Annotated in this window: 16 protein-coding genes; 10 read left to right on the top strand and 6 right to left on the bottom strand. The window is 41.4% G+C overall.

What is annotated here, in order from left to right:
- Window positions 1–37: 37 nt before the first annotated feature.
- A complete protein-coding gene (gene hemA / locus B9Y69_RS11700) occupies window positions 38–1279 on the bottom strand; it encodes a glutamyl-tRNA reductase (protein WP_085473155.1) in 1242 nt (413 codons plus the stop codon).
- Between the two features lie 385 nt (window positions 1280–1664).
- On the opposite strand from hemA, the gene B9Y69_RS11695 reads away from it, so the two are divergent.
- From B9Y69_RS11695 to B9Y69_RS11675, 5 genes are read left to right on the top strand one after another with little or no spacing between them, the layout of a single operon-like run.
- Complete coding sequence (locus B9Y69_RS11695) at window positions 1665–2813, top strand: Sb-PDE family phosphodiesterase (RefSeq protein ID WP_085473154.1); 1149 nt, start codon at window positions 1665–1667, stop codon at window positions 2811–2813.
- A gap of 23 nt (window positions 2814–2836) precedes the next feature.
- A complete protein-coding gene (locus B9Y69_RS11690) occupies window positions 2837–6067 on the top strand; it encodes a SusC/RagA family TonB-linked outer membrane protein (protein WP_085473153.1) in 3231 nt (1076 codons plus the stop codon).
- Window positions 6068–6078: 11 nt separating this feature from the next.
- Window positions 6079–7608 carry a SusD/RagB family nutrient-binding outer membrane lipoprotein gene (locus tag B9Y69_RS11685; protein ID WP_085473152.1) on the top strand — a complete coding sequence of 510 codons (1530 nt, stop codon included), beginning with the start codon at window positions 6079–6081 and terminating at the stop codon, window positions 7606–7608.
- 12 nt (window positions 7609–7620) lie between these two features.
- A complete protein-coding gene (locus B9Y69_RS11680) occupies window positions 7621–9147 on the top strand; it encodes a DUF5689 domain-containing protein (protein WP_085473151.1) in 1527 nt (508 codons plus the stop codon).
- 54 nt (window positions 9148–9201) lie between these two features.
- Window positions 9202–9603, top strand: a complete 402-nt coding sequence (locus B9Y69_RS11675) for a hypothetical protein (RefSeq protein WP_085473150.1) — start codon at window positions 9202–9204, stop codon at window positions 9601–9603.
- A 22-nt stretch (window positions 9604–9625) separates the two neighbouring features.
- Here the strand turns inward: B9Y69_RS11675 and B9Y69_RS11670 are convergent, their stop codons facing one another.
- The 4 genes from B9Y69_RS11670 to rbfA are packed head-to-tail and all read right to left on the bottom strand — an operon-like array spanning window position 9626 to window position 12408.
- The gene (locus tag B9Y69_RS11670) at window positions 9626–10270 is read right to left on the bottom strand and encodes a hypothetical protein (protein ID WP_085473149.1); all 645 of its coding nucleotides are present in this window, start codon (window positions 10268–10270) and stop codon (window positions 9626–9628) included.
- Between the two features lie 10 nt (window positions 10271–10280).
- Window positions 10281–11357 carry an aminotransferase class V-fold PLP-dependent enzyme gene (locus tag B9Y69_RS11665; protein ID WP_085473148.1) on the bottom strand — a complete coding sequence of 359 codons (1077 nt, stop codon included), beginning with the start codon at window positions 11355–11357 and terminating at the stop codon, window positions 10281–10283.
- A complete protein-coding gene (gene aat, locus B9Y69_RS11660; RefSeq protein WP_085473147.1) occupies window positions 11347–12003 on the bottom strand; it encodes a leucyl/phenylalanyl-tRNA--protein transferase in 657 nt (218 codons plus the stop codon). The genes B9Y69_RS11665 and aat overlap by 11 nt, the downstream gene beginning before the upstream one ends.
- A 33-nt stretch (window positions 12004–12036) precedes the next feature.
- The gene (gene rbfA / locus B9Y69_RS11655) at window positions 12037–12408 is read right to left on the bottom strand and encodes a 30S ribosome-binding factor RbfA (protein ID WP_085473146.1); all 372 of its coding nucleotides are present in this window, start codon (window positions 12406–12408) and stop codon (window positions 12037–12039) included.
- Between the two features lie 89 nt (window positions 12409–12497).
- On the opposite strand from rbfA, the gene gmd reads away from it, so the two are divergent.
- The 4 genes from gmd (at window position 12498) to argH (ending at window position 18870) form a co-directional block, all read left to right on the top strand.
- Window positions 12498–13649, top strand: a complete 1152-nt coding sequence (gmd, locus tag B9Y69_RS11650) for a GDP-mannose 4,6-dehydratase (protein WP_085473145.1) — start codon at window positions 12498–12500, stop codon at window positions 13647–13649.
- Window positions 13650–13700: 51 nt separating this feature from the next.
- Entirely contained in the window at window positions 13701–14699 is a 999-nt protein-coding gene (locus tag B9Y69_RS11645; protein WP_234991215.1) for a hypothetical protein, read from the top strand.
- A gap of 116 nt (window positions 14700–14815) precedes the next feature.
- Window positions 14816–16963, top strand: a complete 2148-nt coding sequence (locus tag B9Y69_RS11640; RefSeq protein WP_200811796.1) for a prolyl oligopeptidase family serine peptidase — start codon at window positions 14816–14818, stop codon at window positions 16961–16963.
- Window positions 16964–17538: 575 nt separating this feature from the next.
- On the top strand, window positions 17539–18870 hold the full coding sequence (argH, locus tag B9Y69_RS11635; protein ID WP_085473144.1) for an argininosuccinate lyase: 1332 nt from the start codon (window positions 17539–17541) through the stop codon (window positions 18868–18870).
- 210 nt (window positions 18871–19080) lie between these two features.
- On the opposite strand, the gene B9Y69_RS11630 is transcribed toward argH, so the two are convergent.
- Window positions 19081–20151, bottom strand: coding sequence for an aldose epimerase family protein (locus B9Y69_RS11630; RefSeq protein WP_085473143.1), 1071 nt, complete (start codon window positions 20149–20151; stop codon window positions 19081–19083).
- A 228-nt stretch (window positions 20152–20379) separates the two neighbouring features.
- Here B9Y69_RS11630 and B9Y69_RS11625 point away from each other — a divergent pair, with 228 nt between their 5' ends.
- On the top strand, window positions 20380–21726 hold the full coding sequence (locus B9Y69_RS11625; protein ID WP_085473142.1) for a deoxyguanosinetriphosphate triphosphohydrolase: 1347 nt from the start codon (window positions 20380–20382) through the stop codon (window positions 21724–21726).
- Window positions 21727–21752 lie beyond the last annotated feature (26 nt).

Raw genomic sequence — 21752 nt, 5'->3', positions numbered from 1 at the left:
TGTCAGAATTAGGCTAAATTTTTAGGGAAAGAGCGACTTAGTTAATTTCTGTCTGTGCGTTTTTAACCAGAATCTCTTTGGCCATTAACATAGGGACTTTAATGTATTTTTTCTCCATGTAATTAATAACCTTTTCGAGCACTTCGCGCGCTTGTGGATCGAGCGCCTGTAGGTCTTGCGCAAATACTTCGTTGAGTGCGAAAGACTTTATTTCTTTGATTTTTTCCGGTACTTCGCGCATGGCCACTTCGACACGGCGTTGCTTTAATAGTGGAAGGAATTCTTGGATGTTTTGTTCGATAATCGCTACAGCGCTATCTAGTTCATTATAACGGTCTTGCTTGTTTTTCTCCGCAATAGCTTGCAGACTGCTCACCTCAATATAATGAATAGGGAACTGTTGGAGAACCTCTTCGGCGATATCGTTTGGAATAGCTAGATCGACAACAATTTTTTTGTCGGTTTCTCCATTGAGTAACATCCGATATAAATTGGCATCGATAATAGCTTCAGGAGATCCTGTACAAACAATCATGACATCAAATCCCTTTTTATATTGACCTAGTTCCGATAAAGGATAGGCTTCAGCATTCAATTCTTTCGCCAATTTTTGCGCATTTGTTAGGGTCCGATTGAAAACCACAAAACTAGCATTCTGCTGTTTCTTAAAGTATTTGGCTAAGTTTTGGTTGGTTTCGCCGGATCCGATAACTAAAACACGTGCATTTGCAGGGAGCTTTGTTTCCTTTAGTTTGCGATAGGCTAAAGAAACGACAGAAATAGGGTTTCTGGAAATGTTGGTATAGGTATATACTTCTTTAGCTGTTTTTACTAAGCGATCCATCATCATGCGAAGGTAGTCTCCTGTAAAGCCAGATTCACGACATCTTTCATATGCGCGACGTACTTGTGCCAAGATCTCCTTTTCTCCGACCACTAAACTTTCTAAAGAACAAGACATCCGGAAAAGGTGATTCAAGGCATCCATCCCTTCATAGCGGGTGACTTGACCGAGGTAACACTGCAAGCGATCACTTGGAACGCAAAAGTTCATCTTATGCATAAATTCTGCGATGAACTCATCTGATAATTCATGAGCACCACGAAACACAAATTCGACACGGTTACAAGTGGCGATGTAAAAAATCTCAGGTATATCTAAGGTAGTTTTTAGACTGGCTAACCGATCTTCTAACTCCTCGTTACAGATAACCAAATTGCCCAAGTCTTTTAGCTCGACATGCTTGTGGGTGAATGCTATAACTTTTAAATTCTTCAAAGTATTATCCTGCTCAATAATATTATCGATACAAATGTAGATTAAAAGGTGTGTTGTTCTGTCAAAAATCTGTCAATAGAATGAATTTAGAACGATTATAAATAGCTGTTTTTTTATATATAATATTGTTTTTCAGGTTGTTATAAAATTGTTTAACAAGAGAATGTGATAACAATCATTTATTTTTTTTACGGTTCCATCATATATCCGTACTCGCTTCCTTGCTGTACCCTCGCTTTCGGTCTTTTTTATCTTTTGATTCCGTATGTAAACCTAGTGTTATCTGGTTTGCGGATCCGTGGGAATTCTTAAGGAATTGGAAATGGTTTGTTAACACCTAGTTTATATAGTTGGGATAGTTTTGCAGCACATTATTAATCCAACCATGAATAAAGTAAATTTTCTTTTAACCCTCATCGGTTTTTGTGTTTGTACGGCCTCCGCGCAAGTTGATTCAGATGTCATTCGTTTAGATGCGTTTAAATATGCTAAAAAGAGAAATATTATCGATATCCCTCGTGTTAAAGGACTTCATGTTCTAAAATGTGATTTTCACATGCATACGGTTTTTACAGACGGGCATGTTTGGCCCAATGTACGTGTACAAGAGGCGTGGAAGGAAGGGCTTGATGCGATTTCTTTTACAGAACATGTTGAATATACGCCACACCACGAGGATGTAAAACCAGGAAATCTGAGGTCATATGCTTTGGCCAAAGATTTGGCTGCAGAGCATAATATTCTGTTAATAAAAGGTACTGAGGTTACGAGAAACACGCCTCCGGGGCATTTCAATGCTTTATATATTACAGACGATAAAAATCTAGTTACCGATCGCACAGATAATTCATTGGATGAAAAGGCAATTCAGGCTGTAGCAGATCAGAAGGCCTTTATATTTTGGAACCATCCAGGATGGAAGGAGACGCAGATCCCCGGTTCGTATGAATGGATTCCCTTTGTAGAAAAGATGTATCAAGCCAAGCAATTGCATGGCATCGAAGTGGTAAATGGTTTTGGTTTTCATCGAAAAGCATTGGATTGGGCTTTGGACAGGAATCTTACTGTCATTGGAAATACAGATATCCATAATCTTATTGCCCACGAGTATGATATCGAACAGAAGGGAATTCACCGTACGATGACGTTGGTTATGGCCAAAGAACGATCTACTTCTGGAATAAGAGAAGCATTAGAGGCAGGACGTACGGTGGCATGGTCGAGCAAATACTTATTCGGAAAGGAGGAGCATGTACGGGATCTTTTTGAATCATGTGTGCAATTGACGCCGGCTTTTCATGAAAAAGAGAACAGTAAAGGTGCGGTTACGCGTTACTATGAGCTTAAAAATACCAGTGATTTACACTTCGAACTTGTGTTGAAGAAAGGTAAAGGGACTAAAAATGTTGTTTTATACCCTGGATCCACGCAGATTATTACTGTTCCTACAGGACAGCGTTCTATTTCTTATGATGTTATTACTGCGTATGTGCGCAGTGACCAGCATCTTACTGTAGACTTTCAACTAAACTAAACTCAATATTTTACTTAAAGCAAATGACTAAATTTTATTTAGGCTTGTCCAAAATTGGCCTTGTTTTGTCAATGGGCTGTGCATTTAATGTGCATGCTACAGGCCACTTTAGGGATGTTTCGGCATTCCCTACGGTTAATCAGGAACTTATTCACGTGCGTGTTAAGGTTGTCGATCAAGCGACAGGAGCACCAATGGAAGGGGTGAGCGTCCTTGTCCATAATAAAGTTATTGGCGTGACTGATGCGGCTGGTTTGTTTTCGCAAAGTGTTGTCAAGGGCACCTCCTTGATCTTCAATATGGTCGGTTACGACCGTCGTACGCTTCGTGTCAGCAAAGCACAGGAAACAATTAGCCTAAAAGCAATCGATACGGAGATTGAAGAGGTTGTGGTGACAGCATTGGGAATCAAGCGCGAGGAGAAAGCATTAGGTTATGCAACAACAACGGTGAAAGGTGAAGACCTCACGAACGCTTTGTCTAATAACTGGATGGATGCGCTATCCGGTAAAGTTGCCGGTCTGAACCTGATGCGTTCGAATGCGGGCCCGGTTGGTGGTACAAAGATTATCCTCCGTGGAGAAAATAATTTGACCGGCGAAAACGAAGCCTTGATCGTGGTTGATGGTGTCGTGATAAACAGTGGGTCTGGTCGCCGTTCGGCGAATGCTTCGGACAATGTTTATGGTACAGGGTCAGACAATATGCCGGTGGATTATGGTTCAAGCATGGATGATATTAATCCAGAAGATATTGAAAATGTAACGGTATTAAAAGGGCCTGGCGCCGCCGCCTTGTATGGAGAAAGAGGAGCGAACGGTGCGATTATTATTACCACAAAGGCGGGAGCTAAGAAAGAGAAAGGACTCGGTATTACGTTGAATTCGAATACCGCATTTCAAACGTTAAATAGTTCGCCGGATCTGCAATATGAGTATGGTCAAGGATTGGATGGTGCGGCGCATTATTCTTTTGGCTCTTCTGCGGACGGTGGAAGTACCAGCGGCACAAGTTCGGCTTATGGTCCTCGGTTTGACGGACAAAATTTCTTTCAATATAATCCGTTGACACAGTCTGTCGGGAAAGAAAGGACACCGTGGCGTGCGTACGATAATATCAATGATTTTTGGGATGTCGGTAAAACCTTTACAAATTCAGTGACTATTGACGGTAGTACAGAGCGCACAACCGCACGGTTTTCTGCCACAAATGTTAATAATTCATGGATTGTTCCGAACTCTGGATATAAGAAGAATACGTTCGCATTGTCCGTAAACTCTAAAGTGAGTGATAAGCTGTCAATTTCCGCGAAGGTGAATTATAATAACCGTTGGTCTGACAACCTGCCAGGAGCGGGATATGGTAACCAGTCACTGATGTACTGGTATATTTTCTGGCAACCGAATGCGGATTACAATTGGCTACGGGACTATTGGGTCAATGGAAAAGAGAATTTAAAGATTCAATATCCTTTCAGTACCTACCCGGAGAACCCCTATGCGATTTCATATGAGTTTATAAATGCGAATAACCGACATACATTTACAGGAAATGCGCAAGCCTCTTATCAATTCAATAAGAAATTCTCCGCGCAATTGCGCGCTTCGTTAGACTTTTCGGCCGAAAATAGAACGCAAAATAGGCCGTACGATGCCGGTTCTAAGCTAAATGAAGGTTCACACCGGACGCAGGAAATCTTTTCCAAAGAGACAAACGCCGACTTCTTGCTGAAATACGCGGAGAAGATTAATAAAACGTGGGATTTGTCTGCTATCGTTGGAGGAAGTACACGTCAGAATGAGTACCGAATCGAAAGCTTGTTTTCCGATGGTTTAACGTTCCCAGGTGTCTATAATCATAACAACAATAAGTATGGAACCAAATTTTCTAAAGGGCTCGAAAATTTAGAAGTAAATAGTTTTTACGGATTATTTACGGCAGGTTACAAAGACTTTCTCTTTATGGACGTAACGGGACGTATGGATTGGACCAGTACGTTGGCGGCTCCGGGATATCCGGATAAAGCAAAAGGGTTCTTTTACCCTTCGGTAAATGGTAGTTTTGTGTTTTCTGAAGTGTTTAAATTACCAAAAGCAATCAACTTTGCAAAAGTTCGTGCTTCCTATGCCAACGTAGGTTCTGGTGTACAGCGTCCTTATCAGACCCAATTTTCATTCACGAATCCGAACAGTCTGTTGCCTGGTGGTTTAGCCAACCCGTCGACTTTAGTGAATCCATATATTGAACCTTTACGTACACGTTCTATTGAAGGTGGTCTAGATGTGCGCTTGTTCAAAAGTCGTATTCACGTAGATTTAGCGCTATACAAAGGCAATACTTATAATCAACACTTGTATCGTGTAATCGATGCTGCTTCTGGAAATAGAAATTACTTGATGAATATTGGGGAGGTAAGTAATTCAGGCGTTGAGGTGGCATTGAATACCAAAAATATAGTCAAAAAAGGTGGCTTTAATTGGACATCCAGTCTGACGTTCACTTCCAATAAGAACAAGATTGTGGAATTAGCAGATAGTTCGCTTGTGCTGCAACAACGTTCAGTGGGGAATGGACAACTCGTTGCCTTTGAGGGCGGAAGTATGGGAGACTTGTATGGTATTGGCTATCAGCGAGCACCTGATGGACAGGTTATCTATGATCCCAATACAGGGAACGCACTGTTGACCTCCGATGTGGTCTATCTGGGAAATACGATCCCGAAAGGAAAAGCGAGTATCGGGAATGCTTTTACCTACAAGAATATTCGCCTAAATGTATTGTTCGATGGTCAGTGGGGAGCAGTAGCGCACTCATTAACGCACTATAAACTAGCTGAACAAGGGAAGACCACCAATACATTGCCCGGCCGTTACAGTGGTATCATAGGTAATGGCGTCTTAGCTAACGGAGACGGTACCTTCCGTAAAAATGATGTGATAGCAAAAAATATAGATGAATACTATCGTTCGCATTATGGGGGAGACAACGCCGAAGGAAGTACCTACAAAACAGATTTTATAAAACTGAGGGAGGTACGCCTCGATTATGCGTTGCCTAAATCGATGCTGAGTTCACTGAGACTCCAAAAAGCTACTGTTGGACTCTATGGGCGAGACTTATTTATCTGGTCGAAGTGGCCTGCATTTGATCCTGAGTTCGGGACAATTAGTGGTTCCGATATCGTTAAAGGATTTGAAATTGCTCAATTCCCTTCTACCCGGACTTTCGGTTTTAATCTTATTGTTGGTTTCTAAATTGCGTCATCATGAACTTAAAATATTTATTATATACTGCTCTTTTGAGCTTGATTGGTCTGCAATCCTGTGACAAAGGATTTGAAGAGTTGAATACCGATCCGACCAAAACGACGGAAGCTTATCCGCAACAGTTTTTGGCAAACGCGCTAATTAATACCATTAGCAACAACATGTCTCGTAACCGTTCTTTCAATAATGAGCTGATGCAAGTGACCGTATCACTGGGCGATAGTGATGGAAAAGTGTTCCGTTACGACTTTCGCAGAAGCTGGTCTGATCATACATGGAATGGACATTTTTCGCAGCTGTCGAACTACAAAGACATGTATGCAAAAGCGTTGAACGAGATTAATTTTAGCCGTTCATACCAAGCGATTTCATTGATCATGCAAGCCTATTCATATGGTGTATTGACAGATACTTATGGGGATGTTCCATTTACAGAATCTAATTTGGGCCGGGATTCACTCATCTTAGAACCAAAATTTGACCGTCAACAGGATGTGTATATGGGGATGTTTAAAATGCTGGATTCAGCGAATACACTTTTGAGAACAGGAGCTACCGCTATTGAAGGAACGGCAGATCCTTTATTTGCTGGTGACTTGACAAAATGGAGAAAGCTTGGTAATTCTTTGTTTTTACGTCACCTATTGCGGGCTTCGCATAAGGAGGAGGTAAAGGCCTATGTTATTCCAAAGATTCAGGAAATTTTACAAACGAATACGAGTGTTTACCCTATTATGACCAGCAATGATGATAGTGCGATTCTAAAATGGACAGGATTGGGTGCTTATGTTTCGCCTTATGCAGGTACGCGGGTTCAAGATTTTAGAGCAACGGCAATCTGTAGCTTTTTTATTGACTATTTGCGCGATACGAACGATCCTCGTATTAATATCCCACTTTACGGTAAGAATGGTACCAACAGATGGGGAATTGCTACCTACGGTGGAGATTTTGTTGGCGTGCCTAGTGGTTATGCTGCGGTTTCGGAAGACTATAGTAAGATGTCTTACTTTTTCTCCAGCGATCAGAATAGTGGTACTGGAAATACATTACAGACGGATCCGATGACCGGTATTTTGATGAATTTTTCGGAGGTTCAGTTTATAAAAGCGGAAGCTGCCTTGCGAGGATGGATCACCAATGGGACGGCGGAATCATTTTTTTATAGCGGAGCGGAAAACGATATCAAACTTTGGACACCTACCTGGGCGGACAATATAAAGGATCACCTGATGGCATCAGATCGCGAATGGAAAACCGATGGCTCCTTTGAAGAACAGTTGGAGCAGATCCATTTGCTCAAATACTTTGCACTGTTCTTAGTGGATATGCAGCAGTGGTATGAGTATCGACGTACAGGCTACCCGGTATTGCCTAAAGGTGCCGGTCTGAAAAATAACGGCGAGATGCCGGCTCGTATGCAGTATCCACTTTATGTGCAGTCTTCTAATCCAACAAATTACAAGCTGGCGGTACAACAACAGGGTGCTGATGAAATTAATACTAAAGTTTGGTGGCAGAAGCCTTAAAAAAGAGTAATCATGATGAATAACATACAAAAATTAATGATCGCCATTGGTGCAGCTTTACTTTTGTGGGGGTGTAGTGAAGGTAATTACCCTGGCGGGGAGATCAGTCCATTTATCGGTACATATGATGTACGAAATATTTATAAAAATGCAGCGGTGGAACTTAATGAATCGAATCTAGATGGCTCGAGTAAATTAGCGGTGCTTGTTACTTCTGACCATAGCGGGGGCAATATTCCAGAGCATTTGGTGTTCGTTCAAGACGCACGTCGATTAGGATTCTTGCGCGGCTTAGCATTAAACTTAGGCTCGGAAGCAAAAGATTATTTGCCAGGAGATTCTATCTTAGTCGATATCAAAGGGGCGATGTTGGATCGTGTAGAAGGTATCCTTCAGTTGAGTAATATTTCTGGAAGTAAGATTCAACGGGTGTCACGAGGACTTCCTGTGGCATACCAAAAAGTCAATGTAGCGCAGGTGCTTGCAAATCCAAACGCCTATGAAAGCACAATGACTGTTGTGGTGAAGGGTGGTTTTAACCCCATCCCAGAAACAGGTGCAAAATTGGCGGGTGATTGGCAGCTAAACGATGGGTTTGGTAACCTTTTGCTGCGAACGGAATCAACGGCGAATTTTGCTGACAAAGCATTATACCGCATGGGTAACTATTATGGATTAATACTGAATAAGGTACAGGGAGATAGTTTAGTGCCTTATTTAAAGCCACGTGTTGCAAGTGATATCGTCGAGCTTAAATCTGTTTATAATATTCCGAAGGTGATTATCACAGGATGGTCTAATGATCCGCGAGGAACGGACGCTAACTATGAGTATATGCAGTTTATGGCGACCGAAGATATAGATTTTTCGAAAACACCTTATGCAGTAATTACCACGAATAATGCAGGCGCTTCTACACCTATTGGTTATCCCGCTAAAGGTTGGGCAACAGGTGGTTTGCGGACCTATAAGTTTAATCTGACTACGGGGGTAGCGAAGAAGGGGGAGTTTTTCTATGTGGGAGGAACAGGTAAGTTGATTATGAGTACAGGGTCTACCAGTATTGCAGATGCAAATTGGATTACGGCTTATGCGTATAATACGAGAGATGGTTTTGATGGCGTAGGAACAAAAACAACCAATTTATTAGCTAATAGTGGTAATGCGTATGGTATATCAATATTTCAGGGGACGAAAATTGATGCTAATTCAGTTCCTGAAGATGTTATGTTCGTGGGAACTGGCGGTACACTGTTTGGAAATGGTTACGGGTATAAAATCGCAAACAATGATTTTTATGATGTGATTAATCCGATCACCCTAGAAGAACAACCGTTTTATAGAAGTGGTACGAATACGACCGCTTTGACTTATAATACACCTTCAGATGCAGGGTTTTTCTATATACTTGGTGGTGAGTTTAATATGACTTTAGGTCGATGGACAAAAGCGCGCTCAAAGTATGCTCCGATCTTAGAAAAGGAATCTAAATTGACGGAAATTGAAGATCCTAATTTTGTGACTAAACTTGTGTATTAATAGTTCTTTTGCAAATCCATAAAATTTCCAACATTTGCATATAATTTTAGTCCTATGTATATACTTCGTAAACCCATGGCAATAGTCGGGATGATTATTTCCGTGTTAGCACCTGTTTTTTTACCTTTTCTTAGGGTGCCCATAAAAGGCAACTGGAATTTGTATCAAACGGATGTGAGTCTATTTTTTATAACGAATGGTATACTGGGTTTATGTATGTTGGCTTTTTTTCTGCGAAAGGTTTCGGTCTTTCGATGGTTGACTCGTTTTTATCTAGCTTGGTGTGTACTGGGATTCGTTGCAGTATACTTTAAAATAAACAACTATTTTGGGATGAAGTTTGTGGATGGTTTACTGTCAAAGACCCTGCACTTAAAATGGGGATGGATTGTATTATTTATAGGTGCGCTCATCCTTGTTTTTAGCGTCAAGAAAATAGATGCAGATACCAAATAAATGAGAGGCCTAGGCCTCTCATTTATTTTTTGCTTGGTCTGTGGGAGATGAAATGATCTTTCAATTTATCCAGACCGATATTCTCCTCGGGTTTGTCCAATTCAAACAACCAGACTTTACTGTCCATTATTTCGTCTAATTCTTTGGAATTGACTAAATCCAACGGTTTAACACGATACTCCTTATCGATGGGGGCAGTTGGCTGGTGTGGGTGCTTACTGTGTTTTATGATTTGAATTTGGAAGGTTGGCCATTTACCCAAGTTGCTAAAGTTTGCCGAGTAAACCTGAACAAAATCTTTACGCATTATCTTCTCCGCAAAAAGGCCGGTCCGTTTGGTTCCGGAGATTTCGGAAAGGCTTACCAAAATATCATATGACGTACGGTTTACGATAAAGAATTTTGCTAACCCTTCTTTTTGTTCGCCCTCAATAGCGAGAAAGATGCCTCGTTCGATGAATGGAGCATTGGGGGTTGGTGTACGCACCAAATCATCGTCTTCGCGCTTCATGTTACCATGTACCAAGGTTATTTTATTCTGAGGTACAGGAATCTCGAAGCCCGTTTCGTCTGTCACGCCAACGATATTATTAGCTTGGAAGGAGGTGATGTGTCCTTCAATAGGTTCGTCAACAAAACGAACTAAATCTCCTATTTTATATGTCATGTTCTTTATGTTATAGATGATCAACAATGTGTATTAATCGATCGATATCTGTCGTGTCGTTATATAGATGAAGACCTATGCGAATCCCGGTTCCGCGCGGAAAGCAACATACACCTTTTTCTGTTAATTTTGGATATAGGTCGGGGTTTATTTGCAAATTAATGATGGATGACTTTATGTCTCTGTTCGCCGCGATGGGAAGCAACAGCTGCCGCTCTTTAAATAAACCATATGCATACGCACGTAAAGAATCTAGGTGTGTCTTTACGTGCTGTAAACCTAATCGTTGTAAGAATAATAATGATTGCTGCAACGTGCCATGGCTGAGCGTATCTTGGTGTCCGGGTTCAAAATAAGTATGTAGTATGGTTTTATTTATCCACATCGTTTCCTGTGGTCTTTGTTTCTTTTTTGCATCTTGGTAGATGGTATGTTCCATCGCGGAGCTGAGCATAATAAAGCCATTTCCAAAACCTGCCATGAGCCATTTGTATCCACTAGTGCCTACGGCATCAAATCCTGAACTATCGAAGTCGAAGGGTTCAGTACCAATAAATTGTGTGCCATCCCCTATAATCAATAGGTTTGGAAAAGCTGCCTTTAGTTTTTTGATAAAGGAGAGGTCAATCTTTAAGCCACTTATATACTGGACCATGCTGATGGCTAATACGTCGGGCGCATCTGTTTCTATTTTATGCCAGAGATCTTCCTCTATCCGTTCGCTTATTTCCACTGTTTGGTAAGCAAAACCTCTACTTATGATGGGATAGTTCAAGGAAGGGTAATCACCCTCAATGATTAAAAATCGGCTATTCTTGGGTAGTCCTTCCAACAAAACATTGAAACCGAACGAAAAATTCGGCGTGCAATAAACACGTTTTGAATCCGTTCCGAAGCATGCCGCAATATCTTGACGCACATGTTGTATAAATTGAGGCTGCAAGTCCCGGAGATTACCCTCAGGAGCAAAAAAGGATGCTTCTCTTTCCGATCGCCAATGATAGTGACTCCTCGGCATGAGCCCGTTGCCTGGCGTGTTGATGTAAATCAGATGATCAGGGATATCAAAATGTGTTTTAAAGGGCATGGTCGTTTGGTTTTTGTTGTTGCAGAATCTCATAATAGGTTTCTCCCGAAATAAACCCCGCCCCTAGTGAAGCGAGATGCTCGGTATATACTTGACAGTCTATGATATCGATACTTTGTTGTTGACAGAGATAAATGAAAGCGAGTTTGGAGGCATTACTTTGTTTAGCAAACATGCTCTCCCCACAAAAAACACGACCTATCTTAACCCCATAGAGACCGCCGACAAGCTTGTTATTTTCATCGTATGTTTCTATGCTATGAGCAATGCCTTGGTTGTGTAACTGTATGTAGGCCTTTTGCATATCCGCTGTGATCCAAGTGCCATCTTGCCCCGAACGAGTCACAGTAGCGCAATGCTGTATTACAGCGGCAAAATTCGTGTTCTTTCGTACCGATAGTTTGGTGTTTCGCATAAACTGACGCATACTCTTGGATACTTTCATTTGTGCGGGTTTCAAAACAAATCGTTCATGTGGCGCATACCAAAGGATGGGAGTGTCTTCCGAAAACCAAGGGAATATAGCGTGTTCGTAGGCGAGTAATAAGCGTTGGCTGGAAAGGTCACCTCCGATAGCGAGAAGTCCATCTTCATCGGCTAAAGAAGGGTGTGGGAAAATCAGTTGATCGTCAAGTGCAAATGGCATGATAACAAATAGGGTTGAAACAAGACAACCAGATTAATCTGGTTGTCTTGTTTCTTTACTTATTTCGTCGAAGAGCTTATCCATATGCTCTACATATTCGTTGGTATCATCGAGGAAGAATTCGAGTTGAGGAACAATTCGCGCTTGGTTTTTAATGCGTGTGCCAAGTTTGAAACGTATCTCCGTTGTTTTTTTACGGATTTGTTCGAGGTCTTCTTTTGCTGTTTTCGTGTTCAAGAAACTTAAGTAAACGCGAGCAATTGCCAAATCTGGCGTTACTCTGACCTTTGTTACTGTAATAAAAGCGCCAGGCGCCCAGCTATTTCCCTCACGCTGAAAAAGTTCTGCTAAATCTTGCTGTATCACGCCTGCAAATCGTTGTTGTCTCTTGCTTTCTATTCCCATAGCTATTGTGTTTTTTGGGTGGTGTACACCGCATCGAAAACAAAGATAATAATTATTTTATTAGTAACTTTGTCTACTTATCGTAGACTATGGATTCAAATAAACCGAAGATAGCCTTTATTACGGGCGTGACGGGCCAAGATGGCGCATATTTAGCGGAGTTTTTGCTGAGAAAGGGCTATATTGTTCACGGCTTGAAGAGACGTTCCTCGCTCTTTAATACCGATCGTATCGATCATATATATCAAGACCCACATCTGAGTAACCGTAATTTTATTTTGCATTACGGCGATCTGACCGATTCGACTAATTTGATCCGTATTATACAAGAAGTACAACCGGACGAAATATATAATTTAGCTGCACAATCCCATGTGAAGGTTAGTTTTGATACACCTGAATATACGGCGAATGCGGATGGAATTGGTACTTTACGTATTTTGGACGCCGTCCGTTTGCTCGGTTTGAAAGATAAGACGCGTGTCTACCAAGCTTCTACTTCAGAACTTTATGGTCTCGTTCAAGCTGTTCCGCAGAGTGAGACTACCCCTTTCTATCCACGAAGTCCTTATGCTGTCGCTAAGCTATACGGTTATTGGATTACGGTTAATTACCGGGAAGCCTATGGTATGTATGCTTGCAATGGTATTCTTTTTAACCATGAAAGCCCTGTTCGGGGCGAAACGTTCGTAACCCGTAAGATAACCCGTGCCGTCGCAAAGATTGCTTTAGGTTTGCAAGATAAGTTGTATTTAGGGAACCTTTCTGCACAGCGGGACTGGGGGCATGCCAAGGATTATGTGGAGGCTATGTGGTTGATGTTGCAACAAGATAAAGCCGAAGATTATGTAATCGCTACTGGCGTAACCACTACGGTTCGTGATTTTGTTCGGATGGCATTTGCCGAATTAGGCATTGAGGTCGAGTTTAGTGGGAAGGATGAAGCAGAAAAAGGGGTTATCATTGATTGCGATGAGGCGCGTTTACGTGAATTAGACATTCCTGTTGAAAATATTAAGTTGGGACAAACAGTTGTTAAGGTTGATGCACAGTATTTCCGTCCTACCGAAGTAGACTTGTTGATTGGGGATCCGACCAAAGCACATACCCAGTTGGGGTGGGCGCCAAAGTATGATTTACCCATGTTGTTGAAGGATATGGTTAACTCGGATTTGCAATTGATGCGGAAAGAAGAATATTTGAAGAAAGGTGGTTTCTCTGTGATGAATTATTTTGAATAAAAGTAGAATACAACCCCGCCTATTCTGTATTGGAATAGTTTTTGTTTAGGGATGATGAAGTTAGCGAAAAGCGAACAACTACTAATGAACGAAATGCAGAATCAAAATAAAGCTGATAATATTGATATACCTGGATTTATCCAACAAGACGTGGAAGAGCCGCAACAAAAGAAAGATAATTCAAAAATATATTTTTTCATCATAGCTATCGCAGCTCTTCTGGCAACGAATGTATACTTCTATATTAAGTATAAATCGTCTGGGGAAAAGTTGTATACAATAGCCATTCAGAAGCAGGATTTACAGATTGAAATTGATCGCATCGAAGCTGAATTAGATAATTTAGCAGCTTTGAAAGGCGGAGATCCTGATCTAGGATTGGAGAATTCTGAATTGCAAGCCCGCCAGATGATTAGTGATCTGCGTCAAAAGCTGGATGGACAAACCATTACCGATGAGGATATCTACGATGCAAAACGGGAGGTGGCGAGACTAAAGGGAGATGTGTCTACCTTGAGGACTAGCCTGAATGAATTACGGGCAAAGAATGAAGTTCTTCAAAAGGAGAACGCTAATCTTTCTAACCAGGTCGTCGTGACGGATAAAAAAGTATCGTCATTGTCAGAAGAAAATACGGTGTTGAAAGATAAAGTGAATGCGGCATCTGCGCTTAAAGTTTCAAATATTCAAGTGATTGGGGTGTCAATTAATAAAAAAGATGTAATAGAAACTGAATCTCGGGCACGTCGGGTAGATAAACTACAAGTTCTGTTTTCAGTGGCAGATAATTCCCTGGCTCGCAAAGGCGATAAGGAAATCTTCGCGCGTGTTATAGACCCTTCCGGGAACCTCTTTGGAGATGCAAATAATCTCTTTTATGTACACGGAGAAAAACTGCAATATACCTTTAAGCAAATTATTAATTTCTCTAACAATGGCGAGGAATACCAGTTCTTATGGGGTACTGATAAGTTTAAAAAAGGTGCCTATACGATATTATTGTACTGCGATAATGCAATTATGGGTAGAGCCAGCGTGGTATTAAAATAATTTTTTTTATTCTACTCGTATCTAGGCCGTAGTGGCCTTTCGCTTTTTAAGACTGTTTGCAAAATGACCCAAAGTGGTCATTTTTTTGTAAATTGCCTAATCACAAAAAACTGATTATGAGTAGAAAATTAAGTGTAATCTTGGTCGCCCTGACTCTTACAGCGTGTAATCAAGGAAAAGTAATTGAACCCCGAGAAGAAATGGTATTGAAGCCTTATCCCAAAACAGAGAAGATAGACCAAAAAGATGTTTATTTCGGTACGACAGTAGAAGATCCATATCGTTGGTTGGAGGATGATCTCTCGGCGAATACGAAAGCCTGGGTAACGGCACAGAATGAGGTGACGCAAGACTATCTTGGTCAAATACCATATCGTGACGCTATCCAAAAGAGATTGGAAAGTTTATGGAACTATGCTAAAGAAACGGCTCCTTTTAAGGAAGGAGATTTCACCTATTTCTATAAGAACGATGGTTTACAAAATCAATATGTTTTGTATCGTAAGAAAGGTGATACAGGTACAGAAGAGGTTTTTCTAGATCCCAATAAGTTTTCTGAGGATGGCACCACCTCGTTGGCCGATATTTCATTTAGTAAAGATGGTTCTTTAGTTGCTTATCAGTTGTCAGAAGGAGGTTCTGATTGGCGTAAGGTCATTATTTTAAATGCGGCCGATAAAAGCGTTGTGGGAGATACTTTGGTTGATGTGAAGTTCTCCGGTTTAGCTTGGAAAGGAAACGAAGGTATTTACTATAGTAGCTACGACAAGCCTAAGGAAGGGTCAGCACTCTCAGCGATGACCGACCAGCATAAGTTGTATTTCCATAAATTAAATACACCACAGCAAGATGATCAACTAATTTTTGGAGGTGCCACGAAGCCACGTCGGTATGTTGGAGCGGGCTTAACGGAAGACGAGCGTTTTTTGGTTGTAAGCGCAGCTAATGCTACTTCCGGAAATGAATTGTATGTAAAGGACTTGACAAATCCTGCTGCTGATTTTGTTGCCGTGGTCGATAATATGGATAAGAACCATTCTATTATTGATAATGAAGGGTCTAAGTTGTTTATTTATACCGAGTTGAACGCACCAAACGGGCGTGTGGTGACAACAGATTTTGCGCAACCACAACCTGCGAACTGGACCGATCTTATCAAAGAAACAGATCAGGTGCTATCCGCCTCTATTGGTGGAGGGAAGATCTTTGCAAACTACTTGAAAGATGCAACGTCGTTGGTGAAGCAATACAGTCGTGATGGAAAAATGGAACGTGAAATTGAACTTCCTGGGATAGGCTCCGCCGCTGGATTTGGTGCAAAACGTAACGATAAAGATTTGTATTATTCGTTCACGAATTATGTAAATCCGGGTACAATTTATAAATACACGATTGCGGATGGTAAATCGGAGGTATATAAGAAATCAGCTATTAATTTTGATCCATCACAGTACGAGTCGAAACAGGTTTTTTATACGTCGAAGGATGGTACGAAAGTGCCGATGATAATCACGTATAAAAAAGGTATTAAACTAGATGGGACAAATCCTACGATGCTTTATGGTTACGGCGGTTTTAATATTAGCCTGACACCTTCTTTCTCAACAAGCAACGTGATTTTACTGGAACAAGGTGGGGTGTATGCTGTAGCGAATTTGCGTGGTGGCGGTGAGTATGGTGAGAATTGGCATGTGGCCGGAACGAAATTGCAGAAGCAGAATGTATTTGATGATTTTATTGCCGCTGCGGAGTTTTTGATTAGTGAAAAATATACCTCTTCGGAACGTTTGGCAATCGCTGGTGGATCGAATGGAGGGTTGCTCGTAGGAGCTTGTATGACCCAGCGTCCTGAGCTGTTCCAGGTGGCGTTTCCTGCAGTAGGGGTGTTGGATATGTTGCGTTATCATAAGTTTACAGCAGGAGCCGGTTGGGCTTTTGACTATGGAACGGCTGATGATAGCAAGGAGATGTTTGAGTATTTGTATAAGTATTCGCCTTATCACGCGTTAAAAGCTGGAACTTCCTATCCTGCTACCATGGTGTCTACCGCGGATCATGATGATCGTGTCGTACCTGCGCATTCTTTCAAATTTGCAGCGCGTCTACAGGAATATCAAAAAGGAGCTAATCCAGTGCTTATCCGTATTGATACTAAAGCGGGGCACGGTGCGGGTAAATCTACGGCTATGGTCATTGCAGAGCAAACGGATAAATGGGCTTTTATGTTGCAAAATATGAAAGTTCCTTATAAGGAGATAAAATAAAGAAGAGCAAGTGAAAACGTGAATTAGGAAGGATGTATCATAGGGTGCATCCTTTTTTGTGCAATAATCAGAGCATGCTATAGCGCAGCGTGTTATATTTTAATTGATTTTGGGCATGAAAAAAGCGTATCACAGGTCAGGATACGCTTCAGAACAAAATCAGTTTATAAATGGTTAGTCGTATTTTTTTAAGATTTAAGACCTCCGTCTATCAAATTTAGTTTTTACTCTTTGGTAAATAAAGTGTGAGTATTAACTCACTGTCCTCTATTTTTGTATTTTCCATTTCCCCTTTACGTCTACAAACATAGGTATATAAAGTCTCGGTGCAAAGACTTTTTTTTAAAAAAAGTAAGTGCTCACTTTTTTATTGTGTTTCCTGCGAGTTAACGCGGTTATTTATCTAGGGCTTTAGTAGTGTACTGATGATTAGGTTCTTCTGAAATACGCTATCGTTTGCGCTTTTTTCATTTTTTGGAAGAGACTCTTGCTTGCAGATTAATCGGTAACTGCTGTTTTAAAATAATTGTACACCCCCGCAATTTTGTCTATTTTTGTGCAGAAAACCGATAGACATGAAAATTTGGCAAAAAAACATTGACGTTGATTCCTTTGTAGAATCTTTTACGGTAGGTAACGATCGCGCGATGGATCTTCATTTAGCTGCGGCTGATGTGTTGGGTTCTTTAGCACATACCCGTATGTTGAATAGCATTGATTTAATGACAGATGAAGATTTAGCTGTTGTACAGAAAGAATTAAAAGCTATTTACAAGGAAGTCTTGGCGGGTAATTTTGTCATTGAAGATACGGTTGAGGATGTTCATTCCCAGGTGGAGATGTTGTTGACGCAGCGTGTCGGAGAGGCGGGTAAGAAGATACATGCAGGACGCTCCCGTAACGATCAGGTTTTGGTGGATCTGAAATTATATTTCCGTTCGGAGATCGAACATTTGGTCGGACAGGTGGAAAAACTTTTTGAGCAACTGCTCAAATTGAGTGAACAACATAAAAATGTATTACTGCCAGGGTATACGCACCTTCAAATTGCGATGCCCTCTTCTTTCGGTCTATGGTTTGGCGCTTATGCCGAAAGTTTAGTCGATGATTTGGAACTTCTAAAGGCGGCTTGGAAAGTATGTAATAAAAATCCACTCGGCTCGGCTGCAGGTTATGGTTCTTCTTTTCCGTTAAATCGTACCATGACAACGGAGCTTTTAGGCTTCGATGATCTGAATTATAATGTTGTCTATGCACAAATGGGACGCGGTAAAACAGAACGCATCTTAGCGCAAGGGATGAGCGCCGTGGCTGCTACATTGGCGAAGTTTGCTATGGATGCCTGTTTGTTCATTAATCAGAATTTTGGATTTATTTCTTTTCCGGCACACTTGACCACAGGCTCGAGTATTATGCCGCACAAGAAGAATCCGGATGTATTTGAACTCGTACGCGCGCGCTGTAATAAGATTCAGGCTCTGCCTAATGAGATTGCACTGATGACAACAAACCTTCCTTCAGGTTATCATCGTGATTTACAACTGCTGAAAGAAAACTTGTTCCCTGCTTTTCAATCGTTGAGCGATTGTCTGGAGATTTCTACGTTTATGCTGCAGCATATTACTATTAAGGATAATATTCTGGATGATGCTAAATATGATTACCTCTTTAGTGTAGAGGTCGTAAATAACGAAGTACTGAAAGGAGTGCCTTTTCGGGAGGCATATCGTCAGATAGGTTTGGATATTGACAACGGAACATTTAGACCGGCTAAAGAAGTGAATCATACACACGAAGGAAGTATTGGAAACCTATGCAACGATCAGATCCAACGGATGTTTGATGAGGTTAAAGGAGGTTTCGGCTTTCAAAAAGTGGAACAGGCGCTAACGGAGTTGGTGAAATAGAGCGATTAAAAAAATAAGTGTATAACAAAAAAGTGCGTGCTAATTAGCACGCACTTTTTTGTTATACTGCCATCTGTTTGGGGAAGTGCCATAGCACTAGTTCGTAACTTCCGGCCTTTCTCAAGCGGACATGAGCTACTAGCCTGCCTACGGTAGGCAAGCTCGCGCCAGCGATGGTTGCATCACATCACGCTAGTCCTTCACTTTCACTTAATGCGACTCTTTTTTTAGTGAAAAGCGATATTGTGTTTCGCTCTCAAAGATCATTCCTGGTTCCAAGACTACCGAAGGGAACTCCGGGTGGTTGGGGCTGTCAGGGAAATGTTGCGTCTCGAAACAAAAACCAGTGCGTGCTGTATAGCGTCCTCCTGATTTTCCAATGTCGTTGCCGGTTAAGAAGTTTCCTGTATACAGCTGAATGCCCGGTTCGGTTGTGTGGACATCAAGATGTATGCCGGTAGTGGCTGAAAAGGCTGTGGCGGCACAGCGCGATAAATTTTGTGTGTTTACAAAGGTATGGTCATAGCCACTTCCTCGCTCCAGTTGCTCTTCGCCGTTGCTAATTTCATCCGCGATGCGTTTGCCCGTGCGAAAGTCAAATGCGGTTCCTTCGACTGGTGACATAAAGCCAAAGGGAATTTGCTGCTCATCGATGGGTAAGTAGTGCTCCGATGGAATTGTTAGTATATGATTGAGGATATCACTGTGTCCTTCTCCATTTAGATTAAAATATGCATGATTCGTCAGGTTGATTACCGTTTTTTTATCTGTCTCCGCTTTATATTTTATGATAATCACATTATCCTCGCTTAACTCATAGCAGATGCTTACCCGTAGATTTCCAGGAAAGCCTTCTTCGCCATCGCGGGAGCAATAATAGAAGTCAACACGTTTTTTGAATGATACCTGCCTATCCCATACCTTCGTATGGAAACCACCGGGGCCACCGTGAAGTGAGTTGGTGCCATTGTTCTGTGCAAGGGTAAATGTTTGGTCATCCAACCTGAATTTTCCATGGGCTATGCGGTTTGCAAAACGGCCGATGGTTGCACCATGGTACTGCTCATCAGCTTTTAAGTAATCCTGTATAGAATCGAATCCTAAAACCACATCCGTAAGATCTCCCGATTTGTTGGGAACCAAGATACTGACAATACGTGCACCATAATCAGTAAAGGCGACTTGCATACCACTTCTGTTGCGAAGGACAATCAAATGTGTGTTTTTACCATCAATTTTATGCTCGAAGTTCTTGGTGTCGGGGAGTCTATAGTGTGCCATGGTCTTTCGTATTTATGCTATAAATTTAACGAAAATAGCCTTCAAATGCAATTTAATCAGATTAGTTTGTTGATTGTAATGAAAACGGCATTTTGTAATTTAGTTTTTCGCGTGCATGATTCGGTGAATAGGGCAATCTCCATTACCTTCTTTTCAGTTGTTGGTAATTTTTACGTAACAGCGGTTTGAAAATCTTATCTTTGCTAGTAAGCAAAATTTATTTCTTACATGAATTGGAAACAGCTGCTTTCTGCAAAACGTTGGGGCTATGAGCATCGTGATGTTACCGATCCGCTTGATGCGCGGTCGGAGTTTCAACGGGATTATGATCGTTTAATTTTTTCATCGCCCTTTCGGAGGTTACAAAACAAAACGCAAGTCTTCCCATTACCTGGGGCTGTATTTGTGCATAATCGATTGACGCATAGTTTAGAGGTTGCCAGTGTTGGTCGCTCCTTAGGTCGTTTGTTCTATACGTTGATGAAACAGGAAGACCCTGAGCTAGATGAGAAATACCCGTTTCTACAGGAGGTCGGTAATATTATATCCGCTGCTTGTTTATCACATGATTTAGGAAATCCCGCATTTGGACATTCTGGAGAAGCGGCAATCTCTTCCTATTTTACACAAGGATCAGGACAGAAATACCGGGAGCAGGTGTCGGCAGAGCAGTGGGAGGATTTGACACATTTTGAGGGAAACGCCAACGCTCTTCGTATCTTGACACATCATTTCAATGGAAAAGATGAAAAAGGTTTTGCGTTGACGTATGCCACCTTAGCAGCTATTGTGAAATACCCTTGTGCGGCTATTGATGGACATGTGAAAGGAAGCCATCACCGAAAGAAGTATGGTTTTTTTGCGGGTGAGAAGGATAGTTTTGAGAAAATTGCAAAAGAGTTGGGGTTAAAGCAAGACCCATCTAATCCGCGCTGTTACCTTAGACACCCTTTGGTTTATCTGGTTGAAGCTGCGGATGATATTTGTTATAATATTATCGATCTAGAGGATGCACATCATCTTAAGATCTTGTCATACAATGAAGTTGAAGAGTTGCTTTTACCTTTATGTGGCGGTGAGAACCTTCGTGCGCGATTGGATGGTTTGGCCGATAGTGGAAGCCGTGTGGAGCTACTGCGCGCCAAGGCGATCAATACGTTGATAAATGGTTGTGCGGAAGTATTTGTTAGGCATCAAGATAAATTACTGAGCGGAACATTCGAAAGTGCCTTAATGGATGCTTTGGATCCCGTGATCGTGGCGCAGATGAAAAAAATCGAAAAGCTATCGGTCGCACAGATATACAATGCACCGACGGTGGTACAGATCGAAATTGCAGGTTTTAAGGTGATGAACGCCTTGTTGGAAGAGTTTGTTCCTGCATACCTCAAGACAAACAAGACATTGTTTGATAAGAAGTTAGTCGCCATGATTCCGGCGCAGTTCCATACGCAACGAGAAGATGCATACAGTAAGATCCGGGCAGTATTAGATTTTGTTTCGGGAATGACAGATGTCTATGCGGTTGATCTGTACCGTAAGATTAAAGGGATTTCGATTCCTTCGTTAGATTAACATAAGGTATTACGAATAAGAAAATA

Origin of the sequence: Sphingobacterium psychroaquaticum (assembly GCF_900177625.1) — a bacterium.
Taxonomy (GTDB): domain Bacteria; phylum Bacteroidota; class Bacteroidia; order Sphingobacteriales; family Sphingobacteriaceae; genus Sphingobacterium; species Sphingobacterium psychroaquaticum.
Note: the sequence above shows the minus strand (reverse complement) of the source record. Positions and strands in the feature narration are given on the sequence as shown.

What these genes read in the sequence shown, in the direction of transcription:
- B9Y69_RS11695 (WP_085473154.1), top strand. Translation starts at nt 1,665, where the DNA reads ATGAATAAAGTAAATTTTCTTTTAACCCTCATCGGTTTTTGTGTTTGT.
- B9Y69_RS11690 (WP_085473153.1), top strand. Translation starts at nt 2,837, where the DNA reads ATGACTAAATTTTATTTAGGCTTGTCCAAAATTGGCCTTGTTTTGTCA.
- B9Y69_RS11685 (WP_085473152.1), top strand. Translation starts at nt 6,079, where the DNA reads ATGAACTTAAAATATTTATTATATACTGCTCTTTTGAGCTTGATTGGT.
- B9Y69_RS11680 (WP_085473151.1), top strand. Translation starts at nt 7,621, where the DNA reads ATGATGAATAACATACAAAAATTAATGATCGCCATTGGTGCAGCTTTA.
- B9Y69_RS11675 (WP_085473150.1), top strand. Translation starts at nt 9,202, where the DNA reads ATGTATATACTTCGTAAACCCATGGCAATAGTCGGGATGATTATTTCC.
- B9Y69_RS11670 (WP_085473149.1), bottom strand. Translation starts at nt 10,270, where the DNA reads ATGACATATAAAATAGGAGATTTAGTTCGTTTTGTTGACGAACCTATT.
- B9Y69_RS11665 (WP_085473148.1), bottom strand. Translation starts at nt 11,357, where the DNA reads ATGCCCTTTAAAACACATTTTGATATCCCTGATCATCTGATTTACATC.
- aat (WP_085473147.1), bottom strand. Translation starts at nt 12,003, where the DNA reads ATGCCATTTGCACTTGACGATCAACTGATTTTCCCACACCCTTCTTTA.
- rbfA (WP_085473146.1), bottom strand. Translation starts at nt 12,408, where the DNA reads ATGGGAATAGAAAGCAAGAGACAACAACGATTTGCAGGCGTGATACAG.
- gmd (WP_085473145.1), top strand. Translation starts at nt 12,498, where the DNA reads ATGGATTCAAATAAACCGAAGATAGCCTTTATTACGGGCGTGACGGGC.
- B9Y69_RS11645 (WP_234991215.1), top strand. Translation starts at nt 13,701, where the DNA reads ATGATGAAGTTAGCGAAAAGCGAACAACTACTAATGAACGAAATGCAG.
- B9Y69_RS11640 (WP_200811796.1), top strand. Translation starts at nt 14,816, where the DNA reads ATGAGTAGAAAATTAAGTGTAATCTTGGTCGCCCTGACTCTTACAGCG.
- argH (WP_085473144.1), top strand. Translation starts at nt 17,539, where the DNA reads ATGAAAATTTGGCAAAAAAACATTGACGTTGATTCCTTTGTAGAATCT.
- B9Y69_RS11630 (WP_085473143.1), bottom strand. Translation starts at nt 20,151, where the DNA reads ATGGCACACTATAGACTCCCCGACACCAAGAACTTCGAGCATAAAATT.
- B9Y69_RS11625 (WP_085473142.1), top strand. Translation starts at nt 20,380, where the DNA reads ATGAATTGGAAACAGCTGCTTTCTGCAAAACGTTGGGGCTATGAGCAT.